14 protein-coding genes are annotated in these 15,191 nt (G+C 63.8%); 6 read left to right on the forward strand and 8 right to left on the reverse strand.

All coding sequences use genetic code 11. The annotated features are described in order from the left end of the window. The first annotated feature begins 131 nt into the window (after positions 1-131). From E4P29_RS25090 to E4P29_RS25100, 3 genes are read left to right on the forward strand one after another with little or no spacing between them, the layout of a single operon-like run. Positions 132-2,429 (forward strand): glycerol-3-phosphate 1-O-acyltransferase, encoded by a 2,298-nt coding sequence (locus E4P29_RS25090; protein WP_135047871.1) that lies wholly within the window; start codon positions 132-134, stop codon positions 2,427-2,429. Then, positions 2,426-3,853, forward strand: a complete 1,428-nt coding sequence (locus tag E4P29_RS25095) for an HAD-IB family hydrolase (RefSeq protein ID WP_135047873.1) — start codon at positions 2,426-2,428, stop codon at positions 3,851-3,853. Before E4P29_RS25090 ends, E4P29_RS25095 begins: the two co-directional genes overlap by 4 nt. Further along, a complete protein-coding gene (locus tag E4P29_RS25100; protein WP_135047875.1) occupies positions 3,846-4,877 on the forward strand; it encodes an adenylate/guanylate cyclase domain-containing protein in 1,032 nt (343 codons plus the stop codon). The genes E4P29_RS25095 and E4P29_RS25100 overlap by 8 nt, the downstream gene beginning before the upstream one ends. Here E4P29_RS25100 and E4P29_RS25105 read toward each other — a convergent pair. The 8 genes from E4P29_RS25105 to E4P29_RS25140 are packed head-to-tail and all read right to left on the reverse strand — an operon-like array spanning position 4,859 to position 12,267. Then, complete coding sequence (locus E4P29_RS25105) at positions 4,859-5,938, reverse strand: MSMEG_0565 family glycosyltransferase (RefSeq protein ID WP_135047877.1); 1,080 nt, start codon at positions 5,936-5,938, stop codon at positions 4,859-4,861. The two genes, E4P29_RS25100 and E4P29_RS25105, sit on opposite strands and share 19 nt — an antisense overlap. Then, entirely contained in the window at positions 5,935-6,786 is an 852-nt protein-coding gene (locus E4P29_RS25110; RefSeq protein ID WP_135047879.1) for a carbon-nitrogen hydrolase family protein, read from the reverse strand. Before E4P29_RS25110 ends, E4P29_RS25105 begins: the two co-directional genes overlap by 4 nt. 6 nt (positions 6,787-6,792) lie before the next feature. Continuing rightward, positions 6,793-8,103 carry an MSMEG_0569 family flavin-dependent oxidoreductase gene (locus tag E4P29_RS25115; RefSeq protein ID WP_135047880.1) on the reverse strand — a complete coding sequence of 437 codons (1,311 nt, stop codon included), beginning with the start codon at positions 8,101-8,103 and terminating at the stop codon, positions 6,793-6,795. Continuing rightward, positions 8,100-8,390: an MSMEG_0570 family nitrogen starvation response protein gene (locus E4P29_RS25120; protein WP_135047882.1), complete on the reverse strand. Its 291-nt coding sequence runs from the start codon at positions 8,388-8,390 to the stop codon at positions 8,100-8,102. The genes E4P29_RS25115 and E4P29_RS25120 overlap by 4 nt, the downstream gene beginning before the upstream one ends. Beyond that, a complete protein-coding gene (locus tag E4P29_RS25125; protein ID WP_135047884.1) occupies positions 8,383-9,264 on the reverse strand; it encodes a carbon-nitrogen hydrolase family protein in 882 nt (293 codons plus the stop codon). The genes E4P29_RS25120 and E4P29_RS25125 overlap by 8 nt, the downstream gene beginning before the upstream one ends. Then, a complete protein-coding gene (locus E4P29_RS25130) occupies positions 9,261-10,676 on the reverse strand; it encodes an MSMEG_0567/sll0787 family protein (protein WP_135047886.1) in 1,416 nt (471 codons plus the stop codon). Before E4P29_RS25130 ends, E4P29_RS25125 begins: the two co-directional genes overlap by 4 nt. Position 10,677: 1 nt before the next feature. After that, positions 10,678-11,733, reverse strand: coding sequence for an MSMEG_0568 family radical SAM protein (locus E4P29_RS25135; RefSeq protein ID WP_135047888.1), 1,056 nt, complete (start codon positions 11,731-11,733; stop codon positions 10,678-10,680). 9 nt (positions 11,734-11,742) lie between these two features. Continuing rightward, a complete protein-coding gene (locus tag E4P29_RS25140; RefSeq protein WP_027495238.1) occupies positions 11,743-12,267 on the reverse strand; it encodes an MSMEG_0572/Sll0783 family nitrogen starvation response protein in 525 nt (174 codons plus the stop codon). Positions 12,268-12,499: 232 nt separating this feature from the next. Between E4P29_RS25140 and E4P29_RS25145 the strand changes: the two genes are divergently transcribed. From E4P29_RS25145 to E4P29_RS25155, 3 genes are all read left to right on the forward strand, one after another. Then, positions 12,500-12,895 (forward strand): hypothetical protein, encoded by a 396-nt coding sequence (locus E4P29_RS25145; protein ID WP_230074147.1) that lies wholly within the window; start codon positions 12,500-12,502, stop codon positions 12,893-12,895. Next, a complete protein-coding gene (locus tag E4P29_RS25150) occupies positions 12,888-13,292 on the forward strand; it encodes a hypothetical protein (protein WP_135047890.1) in 405 nt (134 codons plus the stop codon). The genes E4P29_RS25145 and E4P29_RS25150 overlap by 8 nt, the downstream gene beginning before the upstream one ends. A gap of 291 nt (positions 13,293-13,583) precedes the next feature. Further along, positions 13,584-15,017 (forward strand): HNH endonuclease signature motif containing protein, encoded by a 1,434-nt coding sequence (locus E4P29_RS25155; RefSeq protein ID WP_135047892.1) that lies wholly within the window; start codon positions 13,584-13,586, stop codon positions 15,015-15,017. Positions 15,018-15,191 lie beyond the last annotated feature (174 nt).

The following is a 15,191-nucleotide window of genomic DNA, read 5'->3' on the forward strand; positions in this document are numbered from 1 at the left end:
ACTGTAACCGACCGGCAGTTCGATCGCCCGTCGAGTGCCGTCGACCACCTCGCCGAACCGCCCTCGCGCCGGGATTCTCCCGCGTAGCCTGACGGCGTACCTTCTTGCGCAGGTACGGAACAGGAGCTTCGATGTACCACCTCGACGCGGATCAGCAATCGCTCAGCGACGGTCCGCACGTGTACTTGCTCGATGCCACGAGCACTCTCGAGGTTCAGGCCCTGAATCAGTGGATCGACGCCACCACCCCGGACGGAGAACCTCGGCCCCCGTCGGTCGTTCTTTCCGGCGAGGCCAGGACATCACTGTCGGACACCGTCCGCGGCTACGCCGACGATCCGCTGCTCATTCCGCTGCGGGTCACGTTGACCGATCGCAGCACCGGCATTCTGCACCGCATTTTCGCCCCGAGAGGCCGCTCGAAGCCGACACGGGTGTGGCAGCGGTGGGTGGCCAACGACGATCCCGATCACTCCGCAGTGCTGGTCGGCGAACCCGCCACCCTGAGCGATCTGCAGGACCGGTTCGAGCGCGGCGGCGGCACGTCGTTGTCGTCGTTCATCCTGCGGCAGGCGAGTCTCGCACTGGACAAGGCCGAACGCGGAGTCATCGGCTCGGAGTACAAGATTCCGCGGTTCGTCGTCGAGGATATGACGGAGCAGAAGAAGTTCCGGGACGGCATCACCGCACTTGCGGACGAGGTCGGTCAGGACCGCGACGCAGTCGACAAGCGCGTCAACGACATCCTCGGCGAGATGGTCGCAACCGAGACCCGCCGGGCAGTAGAGATGTGGGGCACCCTCGGCGCGTACTTCTCACGGGCGTACAAGGTCGACGTCGATCGCGATCAGCTGCAGAAGGTCCGCGAACTCAACAAGAACTATCCGTTGGTGTTCCTGCCCAATCACCGTTCCTACCTCGACCCGCTCGTGCTGCGTCCGGCGCTGTTGGCCGAGGGCCTGCCGCTCAATCACGTCATGGGCGGCATCAACGTCGGCTTCTGGCCGCTGGGCCCGATCGCCAAACGCAGTGGCGTCGTGCTCATTCAGCGCAAGTTCTCCGACGCGATCTACAAATGGACGCTGCGTCAGTACATGAGCTTTCTGCTCAGCAAGCGGTTCAACCTCGAGTGGTACATCGAAGGTGGACGCAGCCGCACCGGGAAGCTCCGCCCACCGCGCTTCGGCCTGCTGACCTACCTCGTCGACGCCCTCGAATCGAGCGACGCGGAGGACGTCTATCTGATTCCGACGTCCATTACCTACGACCGTCTGCACGAGGTCGGTGCGATGGCCGAAGAATCGCACGGGGCGAAGAAGCAAGCCGAGGGCATTCGCATGGCCATCGGGTACATCCGCGCTCAGGGCACGTTGCGCGGCAACGTGTATCTGAACTTCGGCGAGCCGATGTCGGTGGCGTCGATCGTCGCCGAGAACACCGACAAGCGAGTCGCGGTCCAGAAGATCGCGCTCGGCGTCTCCCACGCGATCAACGACGCCACACCGGTGACTCCGGCGGCCTTGGTCACGATGGCATTGCTGGGAATCGAGGATCGCGCACTCAACGTCAACGAGATGTGGGCCATCATCGCCCCGCTCGCCCGCTACATCAAACGCAGAAACCTACCCACTGCGGGCGGGGTCGACATCGCGGACGTCGACGTGGTCCGTTCGGCCGTCATCGCTCAGGTCAACGCCAACGTAGTCAAGCGGTTCGACGACGGCCCCGAGCCGCTGTTCTACCTGGCGCAGGACAAGCACCTGGTGGCAGCGTTCTTCCGCAACAACGCCATTCACTTCTTCGTGATGCGCGCCATCGGAGAACTGGTGGTGCTACCGACCGAGGGTGACTCGACGCCGCTGACTCAGGAAACGCTGTGGACGTCGGCGCTCCAACTGCGAGATCTGCTCAAGTTCGAGTTCTTCTTCGGCGACAAGAAGGACTTCGGGGAGCGTCTCGAATCCGAGGTCGATCTCATCGATCCGGACTGGCGCACAAGCATCAGCGACCCCGATTATGCTGCGCGACAGCTCCAATCGCAGGATCTACACCTGGCGCACCGCGTGCTGCAGCCGATCTTCGAGGCCTACCAAGTAGTGGCCGACCAGCTGATGCTCCTGCCGCAGAGCGGAGAATTCGACAAACCGAAGTTCGTCTCGGAATGCCTCGGCGCTGCTCAGGCCAGGCGACTGCGCCAGCAGCTCGATCACAGTGAGTCCATCTCCGGCGAATTGTTCGACACTGCACTGCAACTGGCCGAGAACCGCGACCTCATCGATTCCACGTCGGACGGCATCGCCCGCCGCCGCAGGGCCTTCGCGCTGGAGATCGACGAATGGGCCCGCAAGGTACGTACCATCCGGGACATGGCGCACCGAATGCTCCGCGAGGTGGAACCCATCTCTGCCCCCGAGGAGAACAATCCATGACCGACTTCGACGATCGACTGATAGCGATCGCCGCTGCCCCACCCGGCCGAGACACCATCGCCTTCTTCGATCTCGACGGCACGCTCATCAACGGATTCTCTGCTCGCGCAGTGTTTCTCGAACGACTCAAGACCCTCGACGTCACGGTCAAGGAACTGTGGGAGATTTCGAGCGCCGTCGTCGAGATGCGGATGCGTAACTCCCCCGTCGACAACCTGATGGGAAAGGCCGTCCGCGGCCTCGAAGGACGTCGCGAAGAGGACTTGATGGAACAGGCATACACCCTGTTCCGCAACGAGATCGCGCCGATGATCTACCCACAGGCCCGTGCTCTCGTCGAAGCTCACCGGCACGCCGGGCATCGCTTGGTGATGGCCACCTCGGCCACGCCGTACCAGGCACTGCCGGTGCAACAGGACATGATGTTCGAGGAATTACTGTGCACGACTCCGGTGGTCACCGACGGAATACTCACCGGTGAGCTCGTCGGCGATTCATTGTGGGGACCCCGCAAGGCACAGGCGGCCATCGACTACGCCGAACGTGAAGGCATCGCTCTGACAGGCTGTTTCGCCTACTCGAACGGCGGTGAGGACGTGCCGCTGCTCGAGGCCGTCGGCCGTCCCGTCGCCCTCAACCCCGATCCCGATCTCGCGCGCTATGCCGCCAAGAAGAAATGGCCGTCGCTGACGTTGGACCAGCCCAAGCGCGGCACGGACCTCACGTCGGCCGTCCGGAGCACTGCCGCTCTGGGTTCGGTACTGGCGAGCGCGTCCATCGGACTCGGGCTGGGCATTCTGACCCGGAGCAGGCGCAACGGTGCCAATATCACCAGCACCATCGCTCCGGATATCGCACTGACCATCGCCGGCGTGAAGCTCGACGTCACCGGTACCGAAAATGCGTGGTCGGCCCGACCGGCCGTCTTCATGTTCAACCACCAGAGCACCGCCGACTCGATCATTGTCACGTCGATCCTGCGGCGAGACATCACCGCTGTGGCGAAGCGCGAGCTCGAGCGCGACCCACGATTTGCGCTGCTGGGCAGGATCTTCGACGTCGCCTACGTCGATCGTGGTGATCCCTCACAAGCGCGCGAGGCGATGCGTCCCGCAATCGACAAACTCCACAGCGGCATCTCCGTCGCCATCGCCCCCGAGGGGACGCGTATGCCGACGTCACGTCTCGGCCGATTCAAGAAGGGCGGCTTCCACCTGGCTATGCAGGCGGGTGTGCCCATCGTGCCCATCGTCATCCACAATGCGGGTGACGTGATGTGGAAAAAGGATTTCACCGTCCACTCCGGTACGGTCAAGGTCACCGTCGGCGAGCCCATCCCCACCACGGACTGGGAGCCCGACAAGATCGACGAGTACGTGGACGATGTTCGTTCCTATTTCGACAGAACGTTGGGATATGCCTGAGAACCAGATCAACTCGGTGGTACAGACGGAGATCGAACGGAATCTTCTGGGCGGCGAGCCCAAATACACCCGTGCGGACATCGTCGAGAAGTCCGGCATTCCACTCGAGCGGGTCATCGCCCTGTGGATCGGCATGGGTTTTCCCGTCCAAACGGACACCGAGGCACTCGTCTACACCGACGCCGATCTGGAAGCTCTGACGCTGATCACTGCACTCACCGCGCAGAAGGTGATCAAGCCCGAGATGGAGGTCGCGATCGCACGGACGCTCGGCCAATCCATGTCCAGGCTCGCGGAATGGCAAGTGGGCGTTGTGAACTCTCACATACTCGAGCGAATCATAGATAGCGACGACGACCGGAACGACATCGATGCGATCCGGCGCAATGCCCGAGCGATCGCAGCAGAAACCGTCCCCACCCTCGAAGCTCTCCAGGGATACACCTGGCGACGACACCTCGCCGCTGCCGCCGGTCGATCCATCGCCGCGCCCGACGACTCCACCGAAAGCCCTACGATGGCGGTCGGGTTCGCCGACATGGTGGGCTACACCAGCCTGACACGTCGGCTCGACATCGGCGAGTTGACGACGCTGCTCGAGGAGTTCGAGTCTCTGGCCACCAATATCATTGCGCGCGGACGTGGTTCGGTGATCAAGAACGTCGGCGACGAGGTGATGTTCAGCGCGCAGACACCCGAGGACGCCGCCCACATCGCTCTCGACCTCCAGGACGCGTTCAACGAGCAGGAAGACATGCCGGACCTGCGGGTCGGGCTGGCCTGGGGCCCGGTTCTGGCCCGGTACGGTGACCTGTACGGCTCGGTGGTCAACATGGCCGCGCGGCTGACCAGTTCTGCCTATCCCGGAACGACGCTGGTCGACACGGTCATGACGGAGGAGCTGCGTCCCGATTCCGAGTTCTACCTGAAGTCGGTTCGCTCACTGAGGGTCAAGGGTTTTCACAAGCTCAAGCCTCATCGGCTCGAACGCAACAAACGGGGCCGTCACAAGAGCGAGGAATAGAACTCGATGTGCCGACGCGCAGCCTCGTCCCAGGTGAGGCTGTGCGCCAGCGCCAGTCCCGGTAGTGGATCCCGCGGCTCGTGCAGGGCACGTTCCAGTTCGCTCGACATGGCCGCCACGGACGACGCGTAGGTGACGCTGTCTCCGAACACTTCTCGCAGTACCGGCAGATCACGCGCCACCACCGGAATCGACGCGGCCAGCGCCTCCATGGCAGCGAGGCCGAAGCCCTCCTTCGTGGAGAAGAACGGCAGCACAGCGGCCTGCGCCACGAGGTGCGGCAGCTCGTCGTCGTCGACGGTTCCGAGTATCACCGGCTCGATACCGAGTTCTGCTGCGCGACGATCGAATTCGGTCCGATAATCGCGATAGTCGAACAGCGTCTCGCCGCCCGCGAACACCAGTTTCACGTTGCGCTCGGGCAGACCTGCGAATGCGTCGAGCAGATCGAGACTGCCCTTGCGTGGTTCGATACCGCCGACGGCCAGCACGTATCGGCCGAGTTCGTCACGCCAGTGAGTTCGACCGGACTGCGCTGCAGCAGTGAATCTCTCGGCTGCGACTCCGTTGGGGATGACCGTGGGTTCGAGTCCCCATCCTTGATGAACGTCGCTCGCCACCGCTGCCGATACACAGATTCGCGCGTAGGGCGCGGTGATCGCTCGTTCGTGGCATGCCGCGAGCTCGGGCGTGGTGAACTCGTCGAGATGATGGATGGTCCTGATACAGCGACCGACGGCGTTGGCGGAAATGCAGTCCTGAGCGTGGACGATATCGTAGTTGTCCGGTGTGAACGCCTGTTGCAGAACGTCTATCGACCGCAGTATTCGCTGACCGACACTCTCGTTCTCCCGCTGAGGCTCATCTTCCTGCTGAGGAAATGGCACCATCCGCACGGTGACGGCCGGGTCGACCGTACGAAAGAACTCACTGTCGCCGCCGCGGCCCAGCGACCACACCGATACATCCTGGCCGGCGCGGGCCAGCGCTTCGGCCAGAGCCAATGTATGCACTACGCCGCCGCGCGGTTTGGACGAGTAGGTCAACAGGGCGATCTTCATCGATCCGGCTTCTCCTGCAACAAGTTCGGGTAGGCGTCGACGCGTCGCTCGGCCAGGTGATGCAGACCCCTCCGAGCCCGATCCACCTCGGCATCGACGTCGATCTCGTGCACCGCCAAACCGCCTTTGGACCACGTCTTGGCCAGCACATCTCCACCGGGCCCGACAATTTTCGCCTGGCCGAGGAAGCGCAAGGATCCCATCACCCCGGTCTGGTTGGACGAGACGAGCACCACCTGGTTCTCTGCAGCGCGTGCAGCGTCGTACAGATCGAACAGTCGCGACTGCCGGTCGTTGGGTAGCGACGACGCGCGATCGGTGACGCTGGCCGGCCACGCCGACAGCGCCGCAATGATTCTCGCGCCGTCCAAGGCAAGCGTGCGGGCCGACTCCGGGAACGTCTTGTCGTAGTCGATCAGCATGCCCATCCGTCCGACCGGTGTATCGAAGGCCTCGAACCGATCTCCGGCAGCGTAGGCCAAGGATTCTCCTAGCGGCTGATGCACCTTCCGGTGACTGCCGAGAATCCCGTCACCCGTCAGGCACGCAGCAGCGTTGTACCGCAGCCCCTTCGACAGTTCGGTGTACCCGATGCACACCGTCATCGCACCCGCTGCTGCGATGATCGCGGCCAGCTCCGGACCGTCCGGATCGAGAGTGGGCGGCAACTCGGACGGGTCCGGATTGCTCAGGCTGTTGATGTAACCCCCGAGGGATGCGTCGGGCAGCACCAAGAGGTCGATGCCCTCTCGGGCCGCACTGGAGATGATCGTCGTGATCTTCAGTACGGCCCGATCGACATCCTTTCCGAAATGTGCTGCCAATGCACCGATCTTGATGGGGGCCACGTCGAGTCAGACCATCTGACTCTGCGGTTGTACGGCACTGATCTCGAGGCCGATCTGATCCGCCAGGAACGCAGCATCCCGGGCCACCGAGGCGAAGCGCCCCGAACCCCAGGTGTGCTGCCACGGCAGGCCCAGGAAGTACAAGCCGGGAACGGACGTGACGCCGCGGTTGTGCGTCGGGTGGCCCTCGCCGTCGAACGCCCCGACCTTCAGCCAGCGGTAGTCGGTACGGAACCCGACCGACCACACGGCAGCGGTGATGTCGGTGGTAGCGAGATCGAGTTCGGTCGTCTCGGACTCCGGACGCCACACCGGTACGTAGCGCTCCTCGGTGGGCGCGCTGATGCCCTCGCGCTCGATGTACGCGTCGATGTTGTCCTTGATGCTCTCGGCCACCCGATCGGCAGCGTCGAGGGACGCTTCGAGGGTCGGTGCGAACTGCAGGACCCCGTCCTCGACGCCCAGCAGACGGCCGTACAGCTGCATGCCCTCGGTCGCGAACGCGCGCAGGTCGATGTCTCGACCACCGTCACGGCCGGTGACGTAGTGGTTCGTGTTCTCGCGTTTGCCGACGCCACCGGGTTGATCTTCGATGGAGACATCGTAGACGCCCATGTCGTGCAGCCAAGCGACACAGTCTCGCCCCCGATAGAAGCGTGCGACGCGAGGTGCGGTGCCGGCGACCAGGTGAACGCGCCGACCGTCGAGGTGCAGATCCTCGGCGATCTGCGCACCGGACTGACCGGTACCGACGACCAGAACATCTCCCTCCGGGAACTGATGGGAGCCGCGGTATTCCGAGGAGTGGATCTGGACGATGTCACGGGGAAGCTTCTCGGCGAAACGGGGAATGGTCGGGATGTGGTAGCCGCCGACGGCAACGACGATCTGATCGGCGTGCATGGGGCCGGCGGAAGTCTGTAGATCGAAGCCGCCGTTCGAGCCCTGAAGCGTGTGTTCCACCGAAACATGCTCTCGGACGGGCGCATCGAAGCTCTCGGCGTAGCGTCGAACGAAGGCGTATACCTCGTCGCGCTGCATGAACCCGTCGGGATCGTCACCGTCGTACGAGTATCCGGGAAGCGCGCACTGCCAGTTGGGGGTGACGAGGGTGAAGTTGTCCCAGCGCGAGTCCTTCCATTCGTGCGCGATGGTGTCTCGTTCGAGGACGACGTGTTCGATACCGCGTTGCGTCAGGTGCCAGCTGATGGACAGGCCCGCTTGCCCGCCGCCGATGACGATCACGGAGTGGTGTTCTACTGCGCTGTGGTGTTCTACTGCGCTGTGGTGTTCTACTGCGCTGTGGTGCTCGGTCATAGCAATTCAGCTCCCGACATACTCAGTATGCGAACGGCACCGGCCTGATACGACGCGCTGACACCGTGAATCTCTTCCATTTGCTGCGCGGCCGATGTGCACCGCATACCGAACTTGGCGAGAACTCGATCGCTCGCTACGGTCAGCGCCTCCGACGTTCGCTGAACGAACTCGGCCACCGGGTATTCCTGGCCTGGCGTCAGATAGTCGTGCATCACCAAAGAGGGCGAGTAGCAGGACTGTTCGCGTCCGTCGGGCCACCGCACCACGAACGACATCTCAGGCATGAACGGTCTCCTTGGTGATGGTGCGATAGACCGCGGGCCGTCGATCGCGGAGGTTGTACATGCCGCCGCCACGTGCGGCACCGATGAGCGCCTCGACATCGACGGTGGCTGTGGCCAAACCCGGCTCGACGCCTGTGCCCGCGAGGATCTCACCACCGGGCCCGACGATCTTGGCGCTGCAGACGAACCTCAGAGACCCGAACGTGCCGGCCTGATTCGCCGCGACCCAGATGATCTGATTCTCCAGTGCGCGAGCGCGATCGTAGATGTCGAAGCGCTGCTTCCACCGGTCTTCTTCCATGTTCGGGGTCGTCGCGGTACGTGCCGTGGGCCATGCGGAGATGGACGCGACGATCTCGGCTCCGTCGAGCGCGAGTTCCCGGGCTGCCTCGGGGAATCCCTTGTCGTAGCAGATCTGCATGCCCATCCGGCCGACCGGAGTGTCGAATGCGGAGTAGCTGTCTCCCGCTGCGTAGCAGAGGTTTTCGCCGAGTGGCTGATGCACCTTTCGGTACGAGCCGAGGATGCCGCTGCCGTCGACCGTCACGGCAGCGTTGTAGCGGGTATCGCCGTCCTTCTCGCAGAATCCGAACGTGACGACGGTATCGCCTGCCATGTCGATGACCCGCTTGATCTCGGGGCCGTCGAGTTCCAGAGCGGGTGGAAGCGCCTTCAGTCGACGCTGTCGCGATTCCTCGGTCTCGTCGCCGCCACCGAGGCTGGGCAGGTACCCACCCAAGCACGCTTCCGGTAGCACCAGAAGTTGGCTACCGCGATTACGCGATTCCTCGAGCAGTGCGGCGATGGTGGCGTAGCCCTGTTCCATGTCGCGGCCGAATTCGGCTGCGGCCACGGAGATCGTGATGTCGTTCATGCTTCTCCCAATCCGGTCACCGTCGAAGTGACCGCGCGCGTGGTGATTCCGTCGGGCCATCGCAAGGCGACGCCCGGAATATCGTTGAGCTCTCCGCATTCTGCGGACAGTGCAGGTCCGGACGGTGCAGTAAGTGCACCGGGACGGTCCGCGGTGATCATCGCGAACCCGGGAAAACACGTGATCCATTCGCCCATCGACGCCGAGTCGGGCTTCGGGATCGAGGAGATGTCCAATACGGCACCGGTTCCGCTTGCCTCGGCGAGCATTCCGGTGGTCCCGGCCAGTCCCGCCATCGAGACGTCCTTGGCGGCCTTGGGTGCGGTACGGGCAACGAACGATGCCATGGTCGTCAGTTCGGCGGAGTTGCGCCGAGACGTCGAATCCCATTGCTGGCCCTGGTATCCACGACGCCAACCACCCTCGACGTCGACCGTCAGGGTCAACCGATCGCCGACGTTGCCGCCACCGGCCCGAACCGGGTTCGCCGTGCGACCCAGCGCGGTGACCGACAGCGATGACGGGACCCCGGCCTGGGTGTGACCGCCGAGCACCGGAACCTGCCAGGCCGCAGACGCATTGGCGAGGCCGCGGATGATGCGGGTCAGTCGAGACTGGGTCGGTGCACCGACGGAGTCGAGCATGCCGACTGCGTAGGCACCCATCGCCGAGAGGTCGTTGAGGTTGACCAGGGCCGCACACCAGCCGGCCCACTCCGGGTCGCGGTCGACCATCGAGGGAATGATCGCATCGCAGGCGGCGATCATGTCGCTCCCCGGTACCGGCACCCCGTCGTCGCCTCGAAATCCTTTGGCACCGAGCCCGAGTGGCTGCGCTTTCAGTGGCGCAAGGACACCGGCCAGCATCGCCTTGGTCGACGACACCAGCCGTTCGATTCGGTCGATGGGCCAGTACATCGCCACGTGTGGGGCGTTGGCCACCTCGACGTCTCCGCGCCTGATCCAGCCCAGACGGGTGAACAGTGTCTCGTTGCGCTTCTGCACCGTCGCGTCGAAGCGCAGCACGCCGCGACTTTCGGCATGAGCACAGGCCGCACGCACCAGCGCTGGACCCACACCGGATGTGCGTGCCGACGCGGCGACCACCAGACGACTGCCGGCCCACCACCCCAGATCCGTTGCCGTGCAGGGTGCCAGGCGCACCCCGCCGAGCACGGTGCCGTCTCGATCGGTGGCCACGAGAACGACGCAGCGGGGATCGTCGTCGACGTCGTCGTGATCGGTACCAGCGAACAAGCCCTGCTCGGAGACGAACGTCTCCCTACGCAGGGTCCGATACGCGTTCAGTTCTGCTGTGCCGCTGCACGGCTGGACAATGAACTCCGGTTGCACGACAGTGACTGCAGCACCCGACAATCCGGCGAGATCGGTACCCTCTACGACGCTGTACATGTCACCCTCCCGCGTTCTGCAGAACGCTGCACGCACCACAGGCCGCACAGCCTGCCTTCTGATCGGACCCGAGCATCGCCGCTGCCTGAAGTTCCTTGGCGACGCGTCGAGTGACGCTTTCGAGGACGTCGGCAGCGGGAGCAGTCGCCCGGTCGACGTCCACCGCCAACGTGCCTGCCAGCGGCCGAAACGGAACGACGAAGGGATACACACCCATCTCGATCAGTTCTGCTGCACCCGAGACCAATTCATCGGGATCCTCGCCGAGACCGACCAGGATGTACGTCGAGACCTGGTTGCGCCCGAAGACCCGCACCGCTTCTTTCCATGCCGCGCGGTACTCGTCCATCGAGACCGATGCCTTGCCCGGCATCCATCTACGGCGCACGTCGTCGTCGAGCGATTCGACGTGAATGCCGATGGATTCGGCTCCGGCGTCGTACAGATCCTGGATGGTCTGCAAGTCCCCGGGCGGTTCGCACTGAACCTGAATGGGTAGTTCCGGGACCACAGCCTTGATGGCACGCACACAACGGGCCAGATGACGGGCACCGCGATCCTTCGCGGCCGAGGTGCCCGTCGTCATGACCATCTGGGTCACCCCGTCCAGCCGGACCGCTGCCTCCGCCACCTCGGCAAGCTGCGCGGGCGTCTTGACGGCGATGGTGTCGCCCGCGTCCAGAGACGCTTCGATGGAACAGAAGCGGCATCGTTGATCGGCGTCGTAGCGGATGCACGTCTGGACGACGGTCGTGGCCAGAACACTGGTTCCGTGCAGTTTAGCGATCTTCTCGTACGCGATGCCGTCGGAGGTGGAGAGGTCGTAGAACTTCGGGCGGTCGACAGCTCGGACATCGAGACCGATGTCGTTGCCGTCGAACAGAACCCGTCCCTCTTCGAGTACGTACGGACTGAGCGGGTTACGTGGGATGGCAGCGCCGAGACCATCGATGCGGACATGTCCATCGTCACTCGGGCCGGCACCGGCAGTTCTGGACACCGGCGTTGCTCCTCGGATTCCGAGCAACGCCAGGTCCACGCGTGTAGAGATGGACATAGTCGTCTCCTAGACCATGTAGGTCGAGTTGATGATGGCACCCTTGCGCGCGTAATGGATCAATGCGTCCTGCACGTCCAGGGGGTGGGCCGGGATGACGCCCTCGATGAGATCTTCTTCACGACCCCCGTGCAGGGCCAGTCCGAAGCGGCAGCAGAACACGGTGCCGCCCTCGGCGATGAACGTCGCGAGGGAGTCGTTGATGTTCTGCTCACCCGGGAAGCCCGAGTCTCCGGTGGTCGGGAAACCGCGTGTAGCAAGGCAATTGATGGCACCGGGGCCGTAGAAGTACATGGCCGATTCGAAACCCTTGCGCAGGGCGCGCGTCGCCTGGAGTACCGCGACGAACGATACCGAAGACTCGTGGGCGATGCCGTGCACCAGCGTGAAGTAGCTTTCGCCGTTCTCCGCCTTGTAGTCGGGGAAGATCTTGGTGGAGCCGTAGATGTTGCTGCCCTTGGGAAGTGAGGGATGCGGAATCTCCTCGAGGGACTTCTTGATGTTCTCGGCGATGGACTGGTCGAGATCTGACACGTGCGTCTCCTGAGGTTCGCAGAGCGGGCTGGATGCGGTGGACACCGATGTCCACCCGAGAAAACCGTCATGTCCGACGAGAGGGCAGATCCTCTGCGGCCATGGAACAAGTACAGGCCTCGTCGATTTCCGATTGGTCACGCTCGGAACAACGTCGTGTTTCAAGGGCCTCACAGTGTTGACGTGGTGTTACGCGGTTACTGTGAAGGGAAGTCCATCCACCCACCGCAGCATGACGAGGAACTCGATGATCGGCGCCGTCACCGGCTTGTTGTACGTGTTGTCCCTGGTAGTGGGGATCTGGGTGCTCGTGAAGCTCGCCACCAACAGGCCCGTTCTACTGAAGAACAAGGCCGACCGCGCGCTGTTCTGGACGATCGCGGCTACCGAAGGCGTCGTTGCACTGCAGGCAGTGATCGGGTTCGTGATGATGTTCGCCTCCGATCGCGACATTCACCGGCTCACGTTCGGGTCGTACCTCGTCGGACTGTTGTTCCTGCTCCCACTCGGAACGTGGTGGTCTTTGGGCGACCGTTCCCGCGGCGGTACCGCGGTACTCCTCGTAGCCGTCCTCACCCTCGCAGCCATGGTGTTGCGACTGAGCCAGATTTGGGCCGGATATGCCTGACAAACTTCAGCAAGCCACGCGCACCGGATTCGGACGCTTCCTCATCGCCGTCTACGCCGTGTTCGCCGTGGCCGCGACATCGCGGTCGATCGTGCAACTCACCACCCGATTCGACAACGCCCCGGTCGCGTACCTGCTCTCGGCATTTGCAGCGGTGGTCTACATCATCGCGACGGTCGGACTGGCACGAGCAACCGAGGCATCACGACGAGTAGTGACGGTCTCCTGCATCATCGAACTCATCGGAGTCCTCGGCATCGGCACCCTCAGCTACATCCAGCCCCAGGACTTCCCGGAACCGACGGTGTGGTCGCACTTCGGATCCGGTTACGTCTTCATCCCGGTGGTGCTACCCATCGCAGGACTGTGGTGGCTGCGAAAGACACGACAGCAGTAAGGGTCTGCTCTACATCTCGCGCAACTGTGTCAGGTGTCGACGCACCTCTGTGGCGGCGACGCAGCATCTGCTTAATGGATGTTCACCTGCACTGCCGGCCGACCCCTACATCGAGGCCACTGCGCGCCGCCACGTTCGAGTTCAGCGGTCCCGGGCGATCCTCACTCGACTGACGTTGCGGCCTTATCACGGGCAACCGACAGGTTCCGTATCCCGAATCCTTCTGCACAGCAATAGTTTTCGATTGCACCATCATTGCGCATCGAACACCCGTTCGATACACTTATCCCCGTGACCACGGAGATCTGGCAACTGAGCGAGAGCGAACTTCTCGCCGACGCTGCTGATGTCTCCCACAAGATCCAGTTGTTGGAGGCCCGCCGGATTGCCCTGGTCGCCGACATCGACACCCGCGTCAGCCGAGAGAAGCTCGGGTTCCCCGGACCCGCCGGCTGGCTGACCTCCACCACCCTGCTCTCACCGTCCAAAGCCACCAAGATCGTCGCCCTCGCCCGCGGCATGAAGAACTTCCCCGACATCGCCGACGCCGTGAACACCGGCGTCATGTCCGTCGACCACGCCGCCCTGATCCTCACCTTCGCCGAAACCCCGCCGAAGAACCTGTCGGAAGAGGGTCGCGATGTCGCACGTAAAGCTCTGATCGCCGCCGCCACCGGACCCGAAGCGCGCACCAGCCGGATTCGTGCAGCGATCACCAGGTTGCAGGACAGCTTCGGCAACGACAAACCACCCGCCGAGGACACCGACCGCAACGAACTCTTCGCCTCCACAACCCTGAACGGGCGGCTGGTGCTCAAAGGCGACTTCGACGCGACCACCGGAGAGAAACTCCTCACCGCACTCTCCCCGCTCACCGAACCCCACCCCGCCGCCGACGGCACCGAGACACTAAGAGCCGGAGACGACCGCAGCCCCGCCAAGCGCAGAGCCGACGCCTTCGGGCACATCCTCGACCGCTACCTCGCCTCCAGCAACAGGCCCACCGAAGGCGGCGAAAAGCCACACGTCAACCTGCACATCCGGTTGCAGGACCTCACCGACCTCCAGAGCCACGGCGACGAAGACGACATCACCGACGACGAAACCACCCGCGCCGCCGAACAATCCGACAACGACGACGCCAACGCCGACGGTGGCGGCGGCGATCTGGTCGACATCGACACCGGAAACCCGATCCACCCCGACACGGCCGAGTCCGATTTCCAGGGCGACCCAGATAGCCCGGCCGCCGACCGTGGCGCGTATCGCGACCTGTTCGGTGACAGCACCACTGCCGGATGGCTACCGTGGATGGGGCCCCTCTCCCGCAACACCTCCCGCCAACTGGCCTGCGACTGTCTACTCACCGCCATCGTCATGGACGAGAACGGCAACCCACTCAACCTCGCCCGCACCGCACGCACCGTCACCGCGAAACAGAAACGCGCACTGACCGCCCGCGATCACGGCTGCGCCTTCCCCGGCTGCGGCAAACCCGCCGCCTGGACCGAAGGCCACCACATCTGGCACTGGGCCGACGGCGGCCCCACCGACATGAACAACCTCGTCCTCCTCTGCGGATTCCACCACCGACTCCTCCACCACAGCGACTGGGAAGTATTCATCGCCGCCGACCAGCACCCCTGGTTCGTACCCCCGGCCACCGTCGACCCCTACCGACAACCCCGACAATCCCACGCCCGAGCAGGCCCCCACATCGCCTAACCCCACACAAACACACCAGCCCCGCACCGAGAACACGGTGCGGGGCTGGAAGAGATTGTCCGACAGCTACTTCAGGAATCCTGAGATGCCCTCACTTCAATGCAGCCAGGTTCGCGACCGACTGCTTCACATCTGTGTCGAGTGCGCGGGCGACCACCGAACCCACTGGACCGA

Origin of the sequence: Rhodococcus sp. 1R11 (genome assembly GCF_004563845.1) — a bacterium.
Lineage (GTDB): Bacteria > Actinomycetota > Actinomycetes > Mycobacteriales > Mycobacteriaceae > Rhodococcoides.

Excerpts from the sequence above, each read along its gene's own strand:
- E4P29_RS25090 (WP_135047871.1), top strand. The coding sequence starts at position 132 with ATGTACCACCTCGACGCGGATCAGCAATCGCTCAGCGACGGTCCGCAC.
- E4P29_RS25095 (WP_135047873.1), top strand. The coding sequence starts at position 2,426 with ATGACCGACTTCGACGATCGACTGATAGCGATCGCCGCTGCCCCACCC.
- E4P29_RS25100 (WP_135047875.1), top strand. The coding sequence starts at position 3,846 with ATGCCTGAGAACCAGATCAACTCGGTGGTACAGACGGAGATCGAACGG.
- E4P29_RS25105 (WP_135047877.1), bottom strand. The coding sequence starts at position 5,938 with ATGAAGATCGCCCTGTTGACCTACTCGTCCAAACCGCGCGGCGGCGTA.
- E4P29_RS25115 (WP_135047880.1), bottom strand. The coding sequence starts at position 8,103 with ATGACCGAGCACCACAGCGCAGTAGAACACCACAGCGCAGTAGAACAC.
- E4P29_RS25120 (WP_135047882.1), bottom strand. The coding sequence starts at position 8,390 with ATGCCTGAGATGTCGTTCGTGGTGCGGTGGCCCGACGGACGCGAACAG.
- E4P29_RS25125 (WP_135047884.1), bottom strand. The coding sequence starts at position 9,264 with ATGAACGACATCACGATCTCCGTGGCCGCAGCCGAATTCGGCCGCGAC.
- E4P29_RS25130 (WP_135047886.1), bottom strand. The coding sequence starts at position 10,676 with ATGTACAGCGTCGTAGAGGGTACCGATCTCGCCGGATTGTCGGGTGCT.
- E4P29_RS25135 (WP_135047888.1), bottom strand. The coding sequence starts at position 11,733 with ATGTCCATCTCTACACGCGTGGACCTGGCGTTGCTCGGAATCCGAGGA.
- E4P29_RS25145 (WP_230074147.1), top strand. The coding sequence starts at position 12,500 with ATGACGAGGAACTCGATGATCGGCGCCGTCACCGGCTTGTTGTACGTG.
- E4P29_RS25150 (WP_135047890.1), top strand. The coding sequence starts at position 12,888 with ATGCCTGACAAACTTCAGCAAGCCACGCGCACCGGATTCGGACGCTTC.